The sequence below is a fragment of the Rossellomorea marisflavi genome (assembly GCF_022170785.1).
In the GTDB taxonomy this organism is placed as follows: Bacteria; Bacillota; Bacilli; order Bacillales; family Bacillaceae_B; genus Rossellomorea; species Rossellomorea marisflavi_B.
The window spans coordinates 1,152,948-1,171,342 of record NZ_CP081870.1 but is presented as its reverse complement, the minus strand read 5'-3'; the positions used below and the strand labels follow the sequence as shown (position 1 = coordinate 1,171,342).

General features: G+C 48.9%; 23 protein-coding genes. 4 read left to right on the top strand and 19 right to left on the bottom strand.

Going from position 1 to position 18,395, the window contains the following annotated elements:
* Positions 1–58: 58 nt before the first annotated feature.
* The 12 genes from K6T23_RS06280 to K6T23_RS22270 form a co-directional block, all read right to left on the bottom strand.
* The gene (locus K6T23_RS06280) at positions 59–1,639 is read right to left on the bottom strand and encodes a M3 family metallopeptidase (protein ID WP_238283949.1); all 1,581 of its coding nucleotides are present in this window, start codon (positions 1,637–1,639) and stop codon (positions 59–61) included.
* A gap of 98 nt (positions 1,640–1,737) precedes the next feature.
* Positions 1,738–2,307 carry a 2'-5' RNA ligase family protein gene (locus tag K6T23_RS06275; RefSeq protein WP_238283948.1) on the bottom strand — a complete coding sequence of 190 codons (570 nt, stop codon included), beginning with the start codon at positions 2,305–2,307 and terminating at the stop codon, positions 1,738–1,740.
* A gap of 121 nt (positions 2,308–2,428) precedes the next feature.
* On the bottom strand, positions 2,429–3,637 hold the full coding sequence (locus K6T23_RS06270) for an ABC transporter permease (RefSeq protein WP_238283947.1): 1,209 nt from the start codon (positions 3,635–3,637) through the stop codon (positions 2,429–2,431).
* Positions 3,630–4,559, bottom strand: a complete 930-nt coding sequence (locus tag K6T23_RS06265; protein WP_238283946.1) for an ABC transporter ATP-binding protein — start codon at positions 4,557–4,559, stop codon at positions 3,630–3,632. Before K6T23_RS06265 ends, K6T23_RS06270 begins: the two co-directional genes overlap by 8 nt.
* Complete coding sequence (locus K6T23_RS06260; RefSeq protein WP_238283945.1) at positions 4,552–5,427, bottom strand: ATP-binding cassette domain-containing protein; 876 nt, start codon at positions 5,425–5,427, stop codon at positions 4,552–4,554. The genes K6T23_RS06265 and K6T23_RS06260 overlap by 8 nt, the downstream gene beginning before the upstream one ends.
* Positions 5,424–5,810, bottom strand: coding sequence for a GntR family transcriptional regulator (locus K6T23_RS06255; RefSeq protein WP_048005151.1), 387 nt, complete (start codon positions 5,808–5,810; stop codon positions 5,424–5,426). Before K6T23_RS06255 ends, K6T23_RS06260 begins: the two co-directional genes overlap by 4 nt.
* Positions 5,811–5,825: 15 nt before the next feature.
* On the bottom strand, positions 5,826–6,548 hold the full coding sequence (locus K6T23_RS06250; protein WP_238283944.1) for a hypothetical protein: 723 nt from the start codon (positions 6,546–6,548) through the stop codon (positions 5,826–5,828).
* 138 nt (positions 6,549–6,686) lie between these two features.
* On the bottom strand, positions 6,687–7,226 hold the full coding sequence (locus K6T23_RS06245) for a cysteine hydrolase family protein (RefSeq protein ID WP_238283943.1): 540 nt from the start codon (positions 7,224–7,226) through the stop codon (positions 6,687–6,689).
* Positions 7,217–7,687 carry a DinB family protein gene (locus K6T23_RS06240; protein WP_238283942.1) on the bottom strand — a complete coding sequence of 157 codons (471 nt, stop codon included), beginning with the start codon at positions 7,685–7,687 and terminating at the stop codon, positions 7,217–7,219. The genes K6T23_RS06245 and K6T23_RS06240 overlap by 10 nt, the downstream gene beginning before the upstream one ends.
* Positions 7,674–8,084, bottom strand: coding sequence for a nucleoside 2-deoxyribosyltransferase (locus K6T23_RS06235; protein WP_238283941.1), 411 nt, complete (start codon positions 8,082–8,084; stop codon positions 7,674–7,676). The genes K6T23_RS06240 and K6T23_RS06235 overlap by 14 nt, the downstream gene beginning before the upstream one ends.
* A gap of 5 nt (positions 8,085–8,089) precedes the next feature.
* Complete coding sequence (locus tag K6T23_RS06230; protein ID WP_337946934.1) at positions 8,090–8,635, bottom strand: GNAT family N-acetyltransferase; 546 nt, start codon at positions 8,633–8,635, stop codon at positions 8,090–8,092.
* The gene (locus tag K6T23_RS22270; protein WP_337946933.1) at positions 8,632–9,351 is read right to left on the bottom strand and encodes a nuclear transport factor 2 family protein; all 720 of its coding nucleotides are present in this window, start codon (positions 9,349–9,351) and stop codon (positions 8,632–8,634) included. Before K6T23_RS22270 ends, K6T23_RS06230 begins: the two co-directional genes overlap by 4 nt.
* Before the next feature lie 179 nt (positions 9,352–9,530).
* Here K6T23_RS22270 and K6T23_RS06220 point away from each other — a divergent pair, with 179 nt between their 5' ends.
* Positions 9,531–10,253, top strand: coding sequence for a 3-ketoacyl-ACP reductase (locus tag K6T23_RS06220; protein ID WP_148985203.1), 723 nt, complete (start codon positions 9,531–9,533; stop codon positions 10,251–10,253).
* A gap of 62 nt (positions 10,254–10,315) precedes the next feature.
* Positions 10,316–10,750: a GNAT family N-acetyltransferase gene (locus K6T23_RS06215; protein ID WP_238283940.1), complete on the top strand. Its 435-nt coding sequence runs from the start codon at positions 10,316–10,318 to the stop codon at positions 10,748–10,750.
* Positions 10,751–10,779: 29 nt separating this feature from the next.
* Here the strand turns inward: K6T23_RS06215 and K6T23_RS06210 are convergent, their stop codons facing one another.
* Genes K6T23_RS06210 through K6T23_RS06190 form a run of 5 tightly spaced genes read right to left on the bottom strand, consistent with a single transcriptional unit; the run spans position 10,780 to position 13,950 of the window.
* On the bottom strand, positions 10,780–11,769 hold the full coding sequence (locus K6T23_RS06210; RefSeq protein ID WP_238283939.1) for a S66 family peptidase: 990 nt from the start codon (positions 11,767–11,769) through the stop codon (positions 10,780–10,782).
* A complete protein-coding gene (locus K6T23_RS06205) occupies positions 11,766–12,293 on the bottom strand; it encodes a DinB family protein (protein ID WP_238283938.1) in 528 nt (175 codons plus the stop codon). Before K6T23_RS06205 ends, K6T23_RS06210 begins: the two co-directional genes overlap by 4 nt.
* Before the next feature lie 2 nt (positions 12,294–12,295).
* Positions 12,296–12,916: a class I SAM-dependent methyltransferase gene (locus tag K6T23_RS06200; protein WP_238283937.1), complete on the bottom strand. Its 621-nt coding sequence runs from the start codon at positions 12,914–12,916 to the stop codon at positions 12,296–12,298.
* A gap of 60 nt (positions 12,917–12,976) precedes the next feature.
* Positions 12,977–13,528 carry an ATP-binding protein gene (locus tag K6T23_RS06195; RefSeq protein WP_238283936.1) on the bottom strand — a complete coding sequence of 184 codons (552 nt, stop codon included), beginning with the start codon at positions 13,526–13,528 and terminating at the stop codon, positions 12,977–12,979.
* Entirely contained in the window at positions 13,525–13,950 is a 426-nt protein-coding gene (locus K6T23_RS06190) for an NUDIX hydrolase (protein WP_238283935.1), read from the bottom strand. The genes K6T23_RS06195 and K6T23_RS06190 overlap by 4 nt, the downstream gene beginning before the upstream one ends.
* Before the next feature lie 155 nt (positions 13,951–14,105).
* On the opposite strand from K6T23_RS06190, the gene K6T23_RS06185 reads away from it, so the two are divergent.
* Complete coding sequence (locus K6T23_RS06185; protein WP_238283934.1) at positions 14,106–14,522, top strand: VOC family protein; 417 nt, start codon at positions 14,106–14,108, stop codon at positions 14,520–14,522.
* A gap of 40 nt (positions 14,523–14,562) precedes the next feature.
* Here the strand turns inward: K6T23_RS06185 and K6T23_RS06180 are convergent, their stop codons facing one another.
* Positions 14,563–15,237: a response regulator gene (locus K6T23_RS06180; RefSeq protein WP_238283933.1), complete on the bottom strand. Its 675-nt coding sequence runs from the start codon at positions 15,235–15,237 to the stop codon at positions 14,563–14,565.
* Complete coding sequence (locus K6T23_RS06175; RefSeq protein ID WP_238283932.1) at positions 15,234–16,820, bottom strand: ATP-binding protein; 1,587 nt, start codon at positions 16,818–16,820, stop codon at positions 15,234–15,236. The genes K6T23_RS06180 and K6T23_RS06175 overlap by 4 nt, the downstream gene beginning before the upstream one ends.
* A 622-nt stretch (positions 16,821–17,442) precedes the next feature.
* Here K6T23_RS06175 and K6T23_RS06170 point away from each other — a divergent pair.
* Positions 17,443–18,390, top strand: a complete 948-nt coding sequence (locus tag K6T23_RS06170) for a DUF1672 family protein (RefSeq protein ID WP_238283931.1) — start codon at positions 17,443–17,445, stop codon at positions 18,388–18,390.
* Positions 18,391–18,395 lie beyond the last annotated feature (5 nt).

Here is an 18,395-nt window from a genome sequence, read left to right as displayed (position 1 = left end):
ATTCCTTCCCATACAACCACTTCCTTTATTTAGCAGTATAGGAGTAAGTACGTTTGCATCACTGATTTGGTTTCAGCTGGCGGGAAGAAAGTGCGATGAATGTATCTATATTTCCCTGAATTCGATCCAGGGCCGCCTCCCATACGCATCCGCTGGACAGATGTTTCTGCATAAACTCCTCGACCGTCAGTGATGCAGTGTCCTTCAACATCTCCATTAAGCGTTTCTCCTTATCTTCTGCCTCTTTTAACTGATGATAAATCCCCGTACTGAGCAGGTGGGCCACCGTATATGGGAAGTGGCCGAACGGTTTCCGTGTGATATAAAAATGGCGAAGTGATGCCCAGAAGGTCGGATCAAGAGTCTTCATATCCGGTCCAAATACGTGTTCTTGTGCCTCGGCCATCCACGTGTTCATCCTGCGTGCATCGACTTCACCCATTCGGCGGTTTTCGTAAAGCTTTTCCTCGAATCGATGACGGACATAGCTATTGAGGATGGTGCCGATATCCCGGCTGATCTGCTGATCAAGAAGATGCATTTTTTCCATGGGAGAAGCAGATTTCACGGCTTCCTCTATAAGAATAGATTCGAACAAAGTCGAGGCAATTTCCGTGAATGCTTGTGGACAATCCTGCAGAAACATGGGATGGTCCTCCAGAAGATGATAATGGTAGGCGTGGCCAAGCTCATGGGCTAACACACTCACACTCTGAAGGTCGCCTTCATAGCTCATCATGACCCTCGTCTGCCGCGCATTGGGAAAGTGTGCGCAAAAAGCACTGACTACCTTGTGACGGGACGGCGCTGCATCGACCCACTTATGGTTGAACGCATGCTGGACAAACCGACCGGCATCCTCCGAAAAAGCTCCGATGAGATTTCCGATCAAGATCTTAGCTTCCTCATAAGGGATGGTCCCAAATTCCGTCTGCAAAGGGAGTGGGGCGAATTGATCCGTCCAGTGCAGATCCTTCTCCCGTTGAAGAACCAGCTTATACTGGAGGAACTCGTTGAACATCTCCTTCCGCTCAAGGACAGAGGCCCACATATCATTGACGGACTGTTGCGTGATCCGGTTTGTTTCATAGGCCGACTGAACGGGATCCTCGCCCCTGCTGATCCGGAATCCAGAGATGTGATTCAATGCCTTGGCACACCAATGACTGACTTTCTCCCACTCCTTGGTCCATTCCTTGAAGAATTCGACCCTCGATGGCCGATCGTTCGAATAATAGACAAGCCTTACTGCTTCACCGAGGGGAATCTCTTTGCCTTTCCATCTGGGTTTCACTTGTTCCGAAGCCATTCCGTATAGCTCAGCCCATGCATGGAGACCGTCCGCTTCGAGCTCATGGCTCCCAGGAGAGGGCAGACGCCAGGTGGACAGTACAGGCTTGAGGGAAACCAACTCCTCGGAATCGGCCAGTCGACTCCACTCGTCATCCGCTAACTGACGACATTCCCGCTTCACCTCTGACTCGATCTGTTTATAGCGCCCCATCAGCTCTTCTGCCTTCCCGTCCAACTGTTTACCCATCGGATATTTCTTATCTTTCCAGGTGATGCACACTGCCAGTTCAAGATATTCATAGCATCTCGAATAAATCTCTTGAAGGGTCAAAATTTTTTTGGACAAAACTCCATTCTTCGTAACTCTCTCTAACCCAGATGTAATCCGTGCAATATCCAAGTCAACATCATCGGGTATCAGTGGGTGGAGGGTCCATTCGTCCATCATCTGTTCGACACCCCACTCTTGGATAATCTTTTTGTATAAATCACAGGAGCCACGAGCTTCCCATTTTCTTCACCGACTTTCTCAATTATGGCAATCCGATCAATGGTGCCTGAAATCGGCTCTACATGCTTCTGGCAATAACCGAACACGTCGGATAGGTTTCCTGTAACCGGCTGGTTGGCCAATGTGCAATGGGGGATCCACTGTTCAGGCTCGTATAGCTCGTTGGAAGCCTCTTTGTAGTGGGCAAACGCTTGGTGATAGGCTCCATGCAGCTTCAATAGATCGGTAGTGATGACCGGAGAAAGGAAGACCGTGTCGTGATTCAGGAACGACCCCACGGTATTGAAGGTGAGGGCTACCTCTTCCTTCCCTTCACAGTAGGTTTCAAGCTTTGAAATAAACGTCTCCTTGTCCAATTGCTCATAACTTGCGAGAGTGAGATGGGGCTTCCCATCCTTGACTTTATTCACATAATACGAGATGGATTGATCACAGAGCTCCTGCCAGATATCCATCACCTTTTGTTCAGTCTCTTCATCAAATAATGCCACAACCCAATACATGCAAGTACCCCTTCCCTTTTCCATACATCCCCATTATTTCAAATAATCAGACGTTTGACAATGCAGCATGGGGACGGTTCCTGTGCGTCATTTTTTGCCGCATCGGAACCGTCCCCATGTCTCATGATTTAACCCATTTGATGATCTCTCCGATGCTGGCATTCTTCCCATAGAGGAGGATGCCGACTTCGAAGATTTTTCCGGCGATCTTGATCATCACCCAGATACTCAGGATGAGGACTGCGATGGCACCGATGATCTCGAGCCACGGCCATTGATCGAGTAAGGAAAGCCTCAGGATCAGGATGGCGGGTGAGGTGAACGGTACATAACTGGCAATCGTGGCGATCAATCCATTCGGATCAGAAAGAACCGGTGAAATGAGGATGAACGGGAAAAATGGCAGCATGAGGATCATGCCCTGGAAGTTGCTTGTCGAGCTCATATCCTCCATCGTCGCACCGAGTCCGACAAAGAGAGCTGCGAATAGGAGATAGCCAAGGAGCGCAATGAAGACGAGGAGCAACAGCTCAGGAACGAGGAGATAGTCCATGACCGGAAACTCATCGAAGCGGATCGCAATGGCTGGAAGAGCGACGGCAATCCAAAAACCGACCTGCAAGATTCCAAGGAAGAAATATCCGATGATCTTCCCTTGCATCAACTCACTTGGGGTAAGGGACGACAGGATGATTTCCGACACCTTCTCCTTTTTTTCCTGAGAAGCGCTTTGCACGATCATCATCCCCGTCATGATGATGGAAAACAGGACGAGCCCTGCCGCTGCACCAGGCACTGCTTTCCGCAGGAAGTCACCTGAACCGTCTTCACCAGCAAGTTCCTGCGCTGTGAAAGAGATATCGGTGGAGACCGCTTGAAGCTGCTCATCCGTGAGTCCTGCCTCCGTCAGCCTAAGATGCTGGAGGGGCTGCGCCAGGATATGCACGTCCGACGCAAACGAATCAGGGATCTCTTCCGTGGTCAGAAAGATGATCTGACCCTTTTCCACAGCCTCTTTGGTCAAGGGGATATACGCCATATCCTCCTCATCTCGGAAATCCTTCTCCATTTCCGTTTGATCTTTATCCGTCAGTGTCACGCTCCAATCCAGATCCGCCTGCTTCAAAAGCGGTGCCACTTCATCCTTCCAGATCCCCGTATCATCCTTTACATACACATGGACGGGCGTGTCCCCTCCCCCTGCGAATAGGGACGGCAGGACGGCAAAGATAATCGCAATCAACGGCGTGAGGACGAGTGAAATCAGGAAGGATTTGTTCTTGACGTTCCTCTTAAACTCCCATTTGGCTACTTTTAAACTATTACGCACTTTTTTCACGTTCCTTTCCTTGCTTATCAGTGGCGATATCGATGAAGATCTCATGCAGGGTGATGCGGTCGATCTTCAGTTCATTGATTGAAATCCCTTCAGGAAGCGTGCGAATCCAAGATGGAATGTGCACCTCTGAGTCGAGGTAGAGCGTCGATACCTGCTCAGACTGTTCCACCCGTGTGACCTGTGGAATCGCCTCCAGCATTTCTACGCGATTGGAGCCTTGGATCGTGCACTTGAAGTTCGCGTATTTCTCCTTCACTTCGTCCATCGTGCCGCTGATCACTTCCCTTCCCTTATGGATCATGATGAGGCGGTCGGCCATTTCTTCCACAAGGTTCATCTGGTGAGCGGACAGGAGTACAGCCGTACCACTGCGTGCCAATTCGCGGATCTCGTCTTTGAATACTTCCTGACTGACAGGATCGAGTCCGGAGAACGGTTCGTCGAGAATGAGCAGCTTCGGCTCGTGGATGATGGAAGCGATGAACTGCACCTTCTGCCCCATCCCCTTGGATAGCTCTTCGATCGATACCTTGTCTTTCCCTTCAAGTCCGAATTTCTTCAAGTAATGAAGTGCACGCTCCTTGGCTTTTTTGATCGGGTAATCCTTCAGTTCAGCAAAATACAGGAGGATATCCATGATTTTCACATTTTTATAGAGTCCGCGTTCTTCGGGAAGGTAGCCGATGGCATGCTTCGGGATGACTCCTTCTTCTTCTCCGCTGAACTGGATATGCCCCTCATCCGGGAAGAGGATCCCCATGATGCTCCGGATGGTCGTTGACTTCCCGGCTCCATTCGGTCCGAGGAGGGCTGTGATCTCCCCTTCCTTCACATCGAAGGACACGCCGTGCAGGACCTGCTGTTTTTTGAACGTCTTCTGGACGTTGCTGACCTTAAGAATGGTTTTAGGCATAATGCTTCACTCCCTTTGTTAATAATTCAGTAACGACCGTTTCCAAATCCGGCACCTGCTCTTCCATGATAGAAATAGAGTGCTGACGGAGGGCATCCCTTGTTTGATCTGGATCGTTTGTCAAGATCACCTTGCCGTAAGTCCGTTTCAGCTCACCAGGCAACGGTTCGTCAAAAGGGACAGGTTGATCCAGCCACAAAAGTCGGTGTGAGGCGACCAACTCATCCTTCTCAACCGGCTCCCCCACTTCATCCCCATCAAAGAAAATCAAGTAGTCTGCGAGCTTCTTCAGATCATCCACATGATGCGTGGCCAATAGAATCGTCTTCTCCCCCGTCTCCATAATTTCGGCAAGAAGATCGATGACGAGCTTACGGGACGGAATGTCCATGGAAGCCGTCGGTTCATCCAGCAGCATCACAGGGGCATTGCATCCCAAGGTGAGGGCTATACTGAGCTTCGCCTGCATTCCCGGGCTGAGTTTTTTGCCTTTTTTGTTCAGCGGGATTTCCAAGGTGGAAACGACCCGCTGAAATAACGATTCGTCCCAGTCCGGATAGTAGCGGGACATCAGCTGTCGGAGATCTTCACCTGTAAGAAAATCTACTCCATCCATCTGCTGAGACTGATAGGATAGGTGGGATTTCCATTCCTCATCATCACCATTTACAGGCTTTCCGAAGATCGAGATAGTCCCTTTATCCGGCTTTACCAGATTCATGATCATCTTGAAGAGCGTGCTCTTCCCCGCTCCGTTCGTTCCTACGAGAGCGCAAATCGTCCCAACGGGTATGGTCATATGTGGGATGGAGACCGTGAGCCCCCCAACGGTTTTCTCTACATCTTGTATGGTGATCGGGTCGTTCATTCCTCTTCCTCCTTTAAAATGGATTCCATGAGTTCACTGATTTCGCTATTGCTTAACTCATGCTGCCTCGCGATTGTGACGGCTTTTTTTAACGCATCATGGACGGCTTGCGATGCAACCGACTCCTTCTTGCCGGCGTCGATTTCTGCAACAAAGGTCCCCTTCCCCTGCGACGTCCGGATAAAACCTTCGTATTCCAGGTTCTGATAGGCCCGCCGGATTGTAATCGAGCTGATTTCGAGATCCTTCGCTAGTACCCGGATCGACGGCAGGGGAGATCCGGCCGCAAGCTGACCGCTCGCAATGAGGGCTTTCAACTGATGCTCGATTTGATGATAAATCGGTTCCCGCGAATCCTTTGATAATCGGATCGGTATATTCATTGTTTTTCCCCCTGCTTACATATAATCCATTTTGTTCATTTGTTTCAGCGCATGACGGTATGCCCACCATGTGCTTAGGGTTGGAATCAGAATGGCCATAAGGATCATCAGGACCGGATAATCCGCGCTAAAGTAAATCGACCATTTCAAGATTCCCGTTTGAAGCACATATTTCATCAAGTAGAACAAAGCCGCTGCTCCTGCCAAGAGCCATATAAACGAGGTGATAATCCTCTTCTTCGAGATGCGCTCTCCCATTTCCATGGTGACGGATGCACTGCAGAAAGAAAGGGCTATACCGGTCCAGAACGAAGTAAGGACAAGCATTTCTCCAAATGTTAATACTCCTTTTAAATCTTCTGACCAGTAATAGGTCATGACCATGACTGCTGCCGTACCTATGGTGATGGGGATATAGAGACAGAGCAACCTGCTGGTGATAATCACTGTTTTCTTGATGGGCAGCTGATTTAATAGTAAAAAAACAGGCGCTGCGTAGAGATCCCCATTAATCTTTTGTGCGAGACTATCTTTCGTACGTGACCAAGCGGGCATGAAAAAAATATAAAGGAAAAAGAACAAGTCAAACGCAGGTTTGGCCTTTACCAAATAGCCCTCCATAAGCTCAGCGAAAAAGTATGCATACAGTGCAGCCATTAACAACACAATCGGAATATGTTTCAAAACATATTTGAAATCGAAGCGTGCCAGCCAAATACTTTCTTTCATCATATTCATATCCGAATACCTCCATGTTCAAGTGTTATACTGTGTATATGTATATGCACAGTATAAAAGAAGAGACCTGACAAAACAAGATGTTTTTGGAAAATAAAACAATTAACATCCAATTAAAAAAAAAAAAAGAAGCCCCATTCAGCTTCTTTCACCCTCCCATTTTTCGATTATTTCCTTTGATCGTGTTACGTTGGCAAACCATCGAAGGACTGCATTGTGATGACGGATGATGTCTTCCGCTTTCAACACTCCTGAATCCCACGTGCTGTGGGCATCGGAGACGAGCGTCACTTCGTACCCCATGCTGAATGCACGCCGGCATGTCGTATCTACACACACTTCTGATTGGATACCGGTAAGGAAGAGTTCCTCCACTCCCTTTGACTGAAGCTGCTCATGCAGATTTGTCTGGTGAAAGGAATCAGGGGTCGTTTTATGGATGACCGTTCCTCCCTCCACCCGTGGATGGATCTCCCAACTCGTTGTCCCGCGTTCCAGTGGTTTCCCTTCAGCTGCCTCATGCTGGATCAGAAAAACGGGGATTTCCAGTGCCTCTGCGTTTGCTTTGAGGGAAGTGATAGTCTGCAATAATGCTTCCGCATTGTGCACTTCTTCCCCTTTCTGGAACATGGCTTGTTGGACATCTATGATGAGGAGCGCCTGACTGCTCAATCCCATACCCTCACACGATCGACCCCGGCCGAGCGCAGATAGTCGAGGAGTTGACCAGTATGTACCGCCTCATGGTAAGGAATACGCAGGAGCATATCACCCAATTCCCGGACGTATCCTGATTCACTTCGATCGATGCTGATTTCCTTTAGATCCTTTTCCGTATAAGAACGGATGGTCTCAAGAAATGCCTCGTGGTACCCGGCAGCAAAGGCAAGCTCATCCTCTACGTTGGTGTACGGCCGGCTTTCAAACGGGGAGTCAAATGTATCAAGGCTTCCTTTGTTCTGAATAGCCAGGTGGTAGTAATGCTCGCTTTCCAGTACATGCCTGATCATTTCAAGCATGCTCATCGCTTCCGCATCCGGTCTCCAATGTAGCTTATCCTCTGGAATGCTCCTCCACACGTTGGTGCTCCTTCTTCTTACTTCCTCGATGTTAAAGATGATCCATTCAATGCTGCTCATATGATGCCTCCTGATATGTGTTATGGTTGTTTATCAATAGTAGAAACTCGTCCAATTCTCCTGTGATGTGCCGGATCTCCGGCAGATGATAAAACGTGGTGCTATCATTCAAAGACAATGGTACTTTCGAATAAAGGTATATGCTTTTTTCCCACGCAAGTGCGAGGCCAAGCTCGACATGAGTGCCTTTGCCTCCAGGAAGCAAGACGATCACCACATCCGCCTCTAAGATCGCCCTTTTCTCGTCTTGACCGATACGTTCAAGGTCTTTCGCCGTGCTCGCCCGCTCATTTTGCGTCCAATCATACGTCAGTCGGTGTCCCGCTGCACGAAGAGACTCGGTCACGGCCCTCACCATGGGAATGTTTTTAAAGCTCGACGCCACATAAAATTTCATGATATTCAATGTCTTTCTTCAAACGTTTTGCGGAAACCGTAGAATGGGCGATAGGATTGTTGCTCGTAAAAGGTCTTTGACGTGGAACTGGCCAGCATCTCCACCCGGGTGCTCGGGTAGAGGGTGTGAACATAGTCCAGGAGTCTCGCTCCGATTCCGCATCCCCTGAAATTCTGGTCAATCAATAGTTCACAGATGAAAAGGGTGATGTGTTGATCCGTCAGCCCGCGGATATACCCGATGATCTCCCCCTCCGATTCAGCCACATAGGCGATCCCGGAATCGAGCCAGGCCTCCTTGGTCAGCTCCCTCTTACTCACAAGATTATTCCACTCTTCCTTTTCATTGAGGCTGTGGATTGCCGGAAAATCTTCTTCCTTGAACTTTCTGAATGTGACTTCACAGTTGTTTTTCAGTGTTAGTTGCATGGTTTTATTCACTCTTCCTGATTTTATTGTTGGAGCCGCTTGAAGATTTGCTTTCTTTTTATCGAAATGCATCAATACCTTTTTGACTGCACCGTCATACCGGTCCTCAATTCCTGCAATCACCTTTCCAGCTCAATATGCTCCCTTAATAGCCTCCACCCGTCATCCTCCAGCCGCCAAACCAGCAGGCACTGTGCCGAGTAGGCTTTCCCCTGGATCATATTCGTCTCACGCCCGGTCAGCAGGACCTCACCCCCGCCCCTTTCCACCAAGGAGGTGAGGTGAAACTGTTTCTCTCCTCGATCAATCTGACGCAATACGTCATCCAGACCGTAATCATGCCCATAGGGTTCGATGCTTTCAAGACCCGCCTTCGCCCAGTATCCTGTAAATGATTTGGAGAAAAATGCCCGGATTCCTTCACTTCTTTTCGATACATATCCTTTTGACCACTCCACAAAATAGTCCTCTACAACTTGAATGACCGGGTGCTGATCCTGATGATCCTCAAACAGGCCGATCTTGTTTCCTTCAGGATCTTCAAATGTACACCAAGATGCCGGCACACCGTCTCTTCGCTGTATCGGTTCAATCTCCAGATCAAGTTCAGTCATCAGCCGCCCGCGCTCCTTCTCAATAGACCTCACCCCCATTCGCATCGGACCTCCTCCAGGCTCTCCTTCTGCCAGCTGGAACCAGGAACCCGGGACCAATTCCCATTCGGCAAATCCTTCATGAGGAACGAAGTCCGGTTTACGATTGAACAGTATTTCATACCATGCAAGACCTTCCGAAAAATCCTTTATCCTCATTTGAATGGTCACACTCGAATACGCCATTCAACCACTCCTCCTTTTTAATCTTCAACATGCTGCGTATCGAAACAGAGAACGTCATACCTTGGTGTGGAGATTCCCTGAGTCTGTCTCCTACGCTTCCATTTCAATGGTGATTCCTTGCAAGCCCCTCCCGGACCCCGTACACTGTCCATAAGAACCTATTGAAAGGGGAATCATGCATGGCACAATCTATCGAAGGAAAGATCGCGTATATTACCGGTGCCGGCCGCGGCATCGGTAAAGCAACCGCACTTGAGCTTGCTAAAGCCGGCGTCCATCTCGGCCTCATGGCACGAACGGAGTCCGCCCTGGAGGAAACGGCCGAAGAAGCCAGAACCTATGGGGTAAAGGCCGTTACGGCATCTGTTGATATCGCAGACCTCTCGAGCGTCGAAGCAGCTGTTTCTTCGCTTCAATCCGAACTCGGTGATGCGGACATCCTGATCAACAATGCGGGAATCGGTGTATACGGAAAGTTCCTTGAACTCGAACCGGCGGAGTGGAAGCGTGCCTTCGAGGTCAATGTATTCGGCACCTACCACGTGACCCGCACCGTCCTTCCTCAGCTTATCGAGAAAAACGGCGGGGACATCATCATGATCTCATCCAGCAGCGGACTGAAAGGAACAGCGAAAAGCTCTGCTTACTGCGGTTCGAAGTTCGCCCTTCAGGGATTCTCTGAATCTCTCATGCAGGAAGTGCGGCCGCATAATATCCGCGTCATGACCTTGAATCCGAGTTTAGTAGCCACAGACCTTACGTTTGGTGATAAGCTCGAAGAAACCGACACGAGTAAGTACATGCAGCCCGAAGATCTGGCCGAGCACATGGTATCGCTTCTCAAGCTGGACCGCCGCATCTTCATCAAGCAATCCCTTCAGTGGGCGACGAATCCTTTCTGAGTATACAAGCCTACGCTATTCCGCTATACTCTTAATCATTAGCTCTGAAAGGACTGAAGCCAGTGAACATCAAGAGAATCGTAACAGAAGACGAATTGAAAGAAGCATTCGCCATCCGCAAAGAAGTCTTCATCGATGAACAGGGTACACCTGATGATGAAGAATACGATGCTTTCGACAACCTTGAAGCCGATTGCACCCACATCCTTATCTATCAGGACGGGAAGGCGGTTGGTACGGGTCGCATCCGCACAGTGGAAGGAACCGGGAAACTCGAGCGCATCTGCATCCGTAAGCCCTTCAGGAAAGGCGGCGTCGGGCGCCATATCATCCAGGAGCTCGAAGACATCGCATCTGAGCATGGCCTGAGCCGCGTAAAGCTGCATGGTCAAACCCATGCCGAAGGGTTCTATCATAAGCTTGGATATGTATCCGAGCCAGAGATCTTCTATGAAGCAGACATCCCCCATAAACTGATGAAAAAAGAATTAAAGTGATAAAGGCGCCCACCGGGTGCCTTTTCTTCTTATATCCACTCCTCTACGCACGTCACCGTCTTTTCTCCCGCGTCAAGCTTTATACGTTTTCCGATTGCCAGAGGATGCATCGGGTGCGTATGACACGTATCGAACTCCGCAAGGACCGGCAGTTCTCTTCCATCGAGCTGCTCCAAGAGGAGATCAAGTGGCTTCTTTCCCGTCCCCCCATCATCGAACTGTTCATGCTTCCCAAGAATGATTCCCGCCGCCCGATCAAACAGTCCATGAACCTTCAGCATGGCAAAATTCTTCTCGGCGACAGAGGCATGCTTGCCGCAGTCCTCAATCAGGAGAATGTCCCCTTTTTTCACTTCGGGGAAATACTCTGAGCCGATAAAGCCATACATGGTGCTGACATTGCCGCCCATAAGCCTTCCTTCTGCGCTACCAGGTTTTCCTGCCACCCATTCATTCCGGTAGAGCGTCTTTTCCGTCGTCTTCTCCGCCCAGTTCACGGGTTCATCCGACCAGAAAGGCGGCATCGGGACTTCATACGGTACGACCGTGTCGTTCATGAAATAGTCTTCAAAAAAACGATAGGTATCATCGACCAAGGGAGGAAACTCTCCAAAGGATGGCACAAGGGATGGTCCGTAATAGGTGGTGATTCCTGTTTTCGCATAGATGCCCAACAGGATCGCCGTCGCATCCGAGTAGCCCACCAGAAGCTTCGGGTTCTCCTTGAACGCCTCATAATCGATATAGGGGAGCATACTGTTGGAATTCGTCCCCCCGATCACCGACATAATCATGGCAAGGTCAGTGCGTCGAAACAACTCATTCAGTTCATCTGCCCGCTCCTTCTGGGTCCCTGATCGATAATGATCCTGCTTACCCGTCAAGGCACCTTCCACTATGGTAAAGCCCTTCTCTTCCAAAAAGGCCTTTGCCCGCTCAAACCTCATCTTTGAATGCGCCGAAGCAGGCGAGGATGGAGAAAAAATCCCGATCTTATCTCCTTGTTTCAATCTGTTCATGCCTCTCTCTTCCTTTCTAGTTGCAGGGCTTTCCGCATGAGCCGGATCTGCCCTCTATGGTTGATTTCATCCTCCATTACATGGAACCAGATGAAGGAGTGATTCGAAGGGTGCCCGTCCCAATGGCACTCCTCATAGAGCCACTCATCCGGTTTATCGGCAAGGACTGTGAGGGTCTTCTGCCGGACACGACGCAATGTTGCAATATAAAAGGAAAGAGGGTGTCCAACGATTTCCTTGCGGCCACGGGCTCCCAGCCCGTAGGCAGCTCCCCATTCCTCCATTTCTTCTTCATTCGGATTCCGTCCGTCGAAGAATTCAATCTGGAACCCTCTCTCTATGGCGGCCATATGAAGGAGCAATGCCCCGATGGTGTTACCATCTGACGAAAGAAGGCCATCCAGTTCTTCCTGTGTGCACCCTTCGATGGAATCAAGCGTCGTCTTCCGTGCATAGTCCATCTGGGATACCAGATGCCCGATCTGGGGGGCGTACCCTTTTTGTTCCTTTACGTAGATGTCCATGATTACCGTGATCTCCGAAGGATGATTCCTTGAAAATCGAGATCCCTGCCCAGCTCTTCTTTTGCCAGGCACCGAAACGATTCGATCTTAAAATGCCGTTCAAGGACCTCTCTCAATCGTTCATTCGTGTAGAGGGCAAAGAATCGTTTAGGCTCATAGAAATCCCCTTCCCATATCCCCTCTGAATCCTTGCCTCCATAGACACCCATGAAAAAGACCCCGCCTGGCTTCAGTACCCTTTTGATCCCTTCAAGTACGCCGGGAAGTTCATCCTTCGGGCAGTGTAGCAGGCAGTTCATCGCCCATACGACATCGAACGCTCCATCGGGGAACGTTAACGAATCATAGCTCATGACCTCTGCCTTAAGCCCTTTCTCTTTGCACAGCCGGATTGCTTCCGGTGACAGATCGGTGCTGAACGTGTTCAGACCTGCTTCTTTGAAAACTACGCTATCCTGCCCTGACCCGGCTCCAATCTCAAGGAGTCTGGTCTTGTTTTCCTTGATCAGGAGCGACAGGAAGTGGCTGCGCACTTCCGCCTTCCAATCCTCCTTGAGCTCGCGATCCCTGGAGATGGCAGCAGCATTATATGAATGAGTTAATTGATCTTTGATTTTCTGCATGTGTACCTCCTTGATTTAGAACGTATGTTCTTAATTCTACAGAGATACTTCCCATTCCTTCTATTCTTCTATACTTTTTATCTTTTTTATCGCATCGATTACGATGATCACCTCCTCTTCACTCCTGATGGTAAGGAGATGATCAGCTTCTCCTTCAGAGGGGCCATTTCCGTGATAGCCGTTCTGTCTCTGCAACACTTCTTCATATGAAGTGGTGGTCGTCCTGAAGATCGTCGTGCTGCGGCCCGATTCACCGATCCGCTTGAAAAGGACGGAATCGGGGATTTGAAAGTCGACCAGGATCGTCTTGAAGCCTTTCTGTCCAAATCTTGAGAGCAGGCCACGCCTCCCATCCCGGTCCAGATTGGAGTTGCTCAGGATGATATGATGTCCTGTATGCTCGACCGCATGGTTCAAAATGGTCTGTGAAAGGGCCATTTTGAATGTATTTGGGCCCTTCTCGGGGACAAGCTTCCGGTAGTGGGTGTTGATGAACTCTGCCTGAAGATCCTGATCGAGGACGATAAAATCAGGCAGCTCCCTTTCCAGCGTCCGGGCAAAGGTGGTTTTGCCGCTGTGGGTCTTCCCTACGGTAAGGACGGCCAGCCTCATTGATTAAACTCCACGTGGATGGGATGACGGGTGTGCTCCAGCGAATCTTCAATCCGTTGGCGGAAGTTGGAGTGGGTCACCATGCTCAGAGCCACATCCACCGGAAAGAACCCCACTTCCAGGCTCTCCGCGGATGTCGTCGGCTCACCGCCGATGGCCTTACCGAGGAAGAGGGTGTTGCAGATCGAGCGCTTCACATTCTGATAGATTCCACAAAATTTCACGATTTCGATATCGATCCCCGACTCTTCCTTCGTCTCCCGGATGGCAGCGTCCGTCAGGGATTCTCCTTCTTCGACCTGCCCACCCGGCATCTCCCATCCCCTTCGCGGCCCCTTGATCAAAAGGATTTCCCCTTTTTCGTTCAGCACGGTCACGGTCGCAGAAACAATATGGTTGGGTGGTGTGTATGTCATTGTCATGATCGATCCCCTTTTCATAAATTATCCAATTCTATTATTTCAGAAAAATTCAGCATACTCAATGTTTTTCAGCCTGAAACCTTTGTTGAAGGGATTTCCGGTCTCATAGCGAATAGATGATAGAAAGATCTTTTCCAATTAAAGGAGGTGTCAGGATGTTTCGAGTAGGATCCATCTTTATTCCGGTGACGGATTTGGAGCGTTCAATGGCGTGGTATGAGGAGCATCTCGGGGTGAAGAAAATCGACGAGTGGGAAGACGGGGTCGGGTATTGCCTGCCTGACGGGCTCACCCAGCTTGCCCTGGTGAAGGTGGAGTCCCGTCAGGAAACCGAGTTCACAATCAGGGGCGACAGGAAGAATGCGTATTTCAATTTCCTCACGGATAATATTGAAGCCACTCATGAAGATTTTAGAAGGCACGGTGTCACGGTCACAGCGGTTGAAGATTTCGGGGGTATGAAAGCCTTCGATTTCAACGATCCCGACGGGAACCCGTTCTCCATTGTGGATGAAGTAACCGGATCACCTTTTCACAGCGAGGAAGTACGGAAACTTCAAAAGAAAAGCTAGAACAATAAGAAGGAAGCTCTCCACGGGAAGAGCTTCCTTCTTATTTGGCCATGAAATATTTTCGCTCCGGCCTGCCTACGATTCCGTATTCAAGCTCCGCCGTTCCTTCCCCCGTTGAGACCATGTACTCCAGATACCGCCTCGCCGTTGCACGGGATGCACCCATCCTGGAGCCCATTTCCTCAGCTGAGATTCCTTTGCCCGTATCCTCCACGATCGCCTTCACCTTGCTCAAGGTAAGCGGATCGATCCCTTTGGGCATGCCGCTTCCATTCAGCGGCGTTTGATGCAGACCGAGCAACCGGTCGATGGTGGCCTGGCTGACCTCTTCCTTCTCCTTCAGCATCTCCCTTCTCTTCTGGTACTGCTGCAGGGTGGAGGTAAACCGCTTCAAGGATACGGGCTTGATGATGTAATCAAGAACCTCGTTCCTGAGGGCCGTCGCCACAAGCTCCCGGTCGTTCGCCGCAGTAATCATGATCACATCGACATGGGGGAACCGGGTGCGGATCGCCGGCAGGAGATCCGTCCCGAGCTGATCCTGCATGTAGATGTCGAGAAGCAATAGATCCGCTTCCTCTTCTCCCAGCAGGCGGAGGGTTTCCTCCCCGTTCAGGGCCTTCCCGGCAACGGTGACCCCTTCGATCTTCTGGAGGAATCGCTCATGGATGGACGCCACCCTGAAATCATCCTCCGCTATGATCACTTTGATCATCCTTCTTCTCCCCTTTTCTCTTCTTTTGGAATGAACACGGTAAAGACCGTCCCTCCGCTTTTCGGTACATGAAGCTCAATCGTTCCGCCAAGCCTTGTGACCGTCTTCTTCACCAGCGTCAATCCCACTCCCCGGTTCTTCCCCTGTTTCGACGAGATTCCACGCTGGAATACATCCACATCGTCAGGGATCCCGGCTCCGGTATCGGCGACTTCGAACACAATATCCTTCCCGATATCGGTGGTAAAGAAAGTGACTTCCCTCGTCTCCTTGTGAGCAACGGCGTCAAAGGCATTATCCATGATGTTTCCCAGTATCGTGATCAGGTCACTCATGGCAACCCTTTTTGGTAACGGTCTCAAAAAGCTGGTTGGATCGATGCTGAACGTCACTTTATATTCAGATGCCTTCCCGATCTTCCCTAACAGGTTGGCCTGCACCTTGCGATCATGGATCTGTTCGAACACGATCCGGTTCTGGCTACCGTGCACGTCGGCCTCTGAGTGAATGAGATCGATGGCCTCCTCATATTCCTCCAGCTGCAGAAGGCCCGAGATGGCATACAGCTTGTTGGTGAATTCGTGGGTCTGGGCACGAAGATCTTCAGAATACTGCCGGACCTCTGAGAGGGTATTGATCATTTCCGTCACTTCCGTCTTCTCACGGAAGCTCGCCACCGCTCCGACAATCCCGTTCTTATCCATGATCGGTGTCCGGTTGACGATTACGACTTTTCCGTTCAGGAGCATTTCCTGATCGTTTTCATAAATATCGTTCCGCTGGATATCATACATTTCCGTATTCGGTATCACTTCCTGTACCGGCACCTGGGTTTTCCGCCCACTCACACCAAGGAGCTTCCTCGCAGAGTTATTCATCATCGTGATCAACCCCTTCTCATCCACAGCGATGATCCCTTCTTTTATGGAAAGGAGGATGGCATTCCGCTCCAGGTACAGAGCCGCAATTTCCTTCGGCTCCAGCCCGTGTGTATCGCGGCGGATATTCTTAGCCAGAAGTACCGCCCCCACGGCTCCTGCCACCAATACGAGAATCGAGACGATCCCATACGTACGGAGCTTGTGAATGAACAGCGTGTGAATATCTTCCTCGAGGAAGCCGACGGACACGAGCCCGATGATCTTCCCGTTATCATCAAAAATCGGCGCCTTTCCGCGCAGGGAAGGACCCATGGAACCGACGGCTTTGGACGTATAATACTCTCCATTGATGAGGGCCCGGTCATTATCCCCTCCCACCATCCGCTTACCGATCTTCTCTTGCTGCGTGTGAGAATAGCGAATGCTGTCCTTATTCCCTACCACGATGAACTCCGCCCCCACCTGCTCCTTCATCTGGATCGTCATGGGCTGGATGATCTTCGCCGGATCCTCTGTATGAAACGCTTCCCGGATACCAGGGATAAGGGACACCGTCGTCGCCACCTGCAGGGCCAGCTGACCGACTTCCTTCTCCGTTTCCTTGGATTCGAAATAAGCAAACGTGCCGCTCAGGAGAAGGATGACCGATGACAGCAACGTCAGGATCAAGACCAAGAGCTTCGTCTGCAGCGATACATTCATCCCACTGACCTCCCCGGTCTCATTTCTTTCATTTTAGAAGGACGTCTGCCGTTTGGCAATAGGATTTCTGAATATTCAGATGTAACAAGTGATCCCTTAACTTTTCAACTGAAGAACGGGACATGCTGGTTTTTTCGATAAAGAAAGATTGATAGAATAAGAATATTTTTACACCTTTAGGGTTATATCCACATAATGATGGTTGTGACCATTGACGGCTCAAACCTAAACACTGCCACCCATCCTTCTTAAAGCTTAATGAAGGTAGTACCTCCTCTTCTCCCCCTTTCATACACTAGACGATGTAGAAAATTAAATGAACCATTCTAACCTCCAAATCCCTCTGCCTTTCATAATTAAGAATATACTAATTAATTTTTCCATCAAAAGGGTTAAATCCATAAACTGGAGGGTAATGGTATTTCAGGTGACAAAAGACTCAAACACCTTGGAATCGTCACAAATCTGAATGACAAAAGATTCACATAGATACAATCCTTCCAGGTGACGAATTTCCTGTTTTTGAATTTATGGGTACATTCACCTGTTAATACTTTACAGTTTCTTTTACAATAAAGAAGTTCTTTTACGTACATCATCCCATTAGGAGGATTGTTAACACATGAAACATAAATGGAAACTGTTCGTATGTGGTATAAGCATCTCATTATTATTAGGAGGTTGTTTTGGAGTGGAAAATGGCGGAAAATCGGATGTTAAAAATAGTCATACAAAGCAAGATGAGAATGCTCGGTCTGAAGATGTATACGAGAGTGTTTTGACATATACAGGAGAAGGCTATGACCTGCCAGGGGGAGAAGAAACGGAGAAAATTGCAAAAGATCAAAAGGATGAAGTTGTAAAAGCAACTAAAGACTATTTGAAGAAAGAATACAACACTGATATAGAAGTTCATAATATGGTGGGAAACGAAGATGGGGTCACTGTTTTTTATGAATCTACCGGAAACTTACATTTCTACGGTACAGCAATTGTTCCGATTGATGTAAAAAACAAGACAGTCTTATCCGATCAAGTATGGACTTTAGAAGGGGTTGTGGAACGTGGAATTAGAGGTGCCTTATACGCTTTTATTTTTGAAGATAAATTTAAAAAACTAGATAGTGTGCTAGCTGATTTAGAGAAAAATGAAAATATAGTTGGACGAAAAGTAGAAGCAATTGAAAATGTGGGCGGAATTGGTTATATGACTCCTTATTACTTCTTAGCTAACGATAATGATGATCAAGCAATCGAACCTGTATATGACTATTACATGAAAAACCCTAATGCGAGTAAGGAAGAACTTTTAAATGAATATAAACAAGATTTGTTTATCCCGGAAGATTTCTTGTTCTCCATTCAATTTTATATGAAAGACCAAAAGAAATCTCCAGAGGAAGAAATTTTAAAAACAATTGTAAAGACAATAGAAGATAATGATGGTATTCCTTCTGGAGCATATGCAATTAATTTACATGATAATTATGTAATAAGGGAAGCTGCAGAAGGCGCAAAGAAAAATTCCATAAGCAAAAAGTTTCCAAACGGAGAAATAATAAAAAAATAGGGTGA

Bases quoted from the DNA above. Each gene is read 5' to 3' on its own strand.
- K6T23_RS06275 (WP_238283948.1), bottom strand. From the start codon at position 2,307: ATGTATTGGGTTGTGGCATTATTTGATGAAGAGACTGAACAAAAGGTG.
- K6T23_RS06265 (WP_238283946.1), bottom strand. From the start codon at position 4,559: ATGCCTAAAACCATTCTTAAGGTCAGCAACGTCCAGAAGACGTTCAAA.
- K6T23_RS06260 (WP_238283945.1), bottom strand. From the start codon at position 5,427: ATGAACGACCCGATCACCATACAAGATGTAGAGAAAACCGTTGGGGGG.
- K6T23_RS06255 (WP_048005151.1), bottom strand. From the start codon at position 5,810: ATGAATATACCGATCCGATTATCAAAGGATTCGCGGGAACCGATTTAT.
- K6T23_RS06250 (WP_238283944.1), bottom strand. From the start codon at position 6,548: ATGAATATGATGAAAGAAAGTATTTGGCTGGCACGCTTCGATTTCAAA.
- K6T23_RS06245 (WP_238283943.1), bottom strand. From the start codon at position 7,226: ATGGGATTGAGCAGTCAGGCGCTCCTCATCATAGATGTCCAACAAGCC.
- K6T23_RS06240 (WP_238283942.1), bottom strand. From the start codon at position 7,687: ATGAGCAGCATTGAATGGATCATCTTTAACATCGAGGAAGTAAGAAGA.
- K6T23_RS06235 (WP_238283941.1), bottom strand. From the start codon at position 8,084: ATGAAATTTTATGTGGCGTCGAGCTTTAAAAACATTCCCATGGTGAGG.
- K6T23_RS22270 (WP_337946933.1), bottom strand. From the start codon at position 9,351: ATGGCGTATTCGAGTGTGACCATTCAAATGAGGATAAAGGATTTTTCG.
- K6T23_RS06220 (WP_148985203.1), top strand. From the start codon at position 9,531: ATGGCACAATCTATCGAAGGAAAGATCGCGTATATTACCGGTGCCGGC.
- K6T23_RS06210 (WP_238283939.1), bottom strand. From the start codon at position 11,769: ATGAACAGATTGAAACAAGGAGATAAGATCGGGATTTTTTCTCCATCC.
- K6T23_RS06205 (WP_238283938.1), bottom strand. From the start codon at position 12,293: ATGGACATCTACGTAAAGGAACAAAAAGGGTACGCCCCCCAGATCGGG.
- K6T23_RS06200 (WP_238283937.1), bottom strand. From the start codon at position 12,916: ATGCAGAAAATCAAAGATCAATTAACTCATTCATATAATGCTGCTGCC.
- K6T23_RS06195 (WP_238283936.1), bottom strand. From the start codon at position 13,528: ATGAGGCTGGCCGTCCTTACCGTAGGGAAGACCCACAGCGGCAAAACC.
- K6T23_RS06190 (WP_238283935.1), bottom strand. From the start codon at position 13,950: ATGACAATGACATACACACCACCCAACCATATTGTTTCTGCGACCGTG.
- K6T23_RS06185 (WP_238283934.1), top strand. From the start codon at position 14,106: ATGTTTCGAGTAGGATCCATCTTTATTCCGGTGACGGATTTGGAGCGT.
- K6T23_RS06180 (WP_238283933.1), bottom strand. From the start codon at position 15,237: ATGATCAAAGTGATCATAGCGGAGGATGATTTCAGGGTGGCGTCCATC.
- K6T23_RS06175 (WP_238283932.1), bottom strand. From the start codon at position 16,820: ATGAATGTATCGCTGCAGACGAAGCTCTTGGTCTTGATCCTGACGTTG.
- K6T23_RS06170 (WP_238283931.1), top strand. From the start codon at position 17,443: ATGAAACATAAATGGAAACTGTTCGTATGTGGTATAAGCATCTCATTA.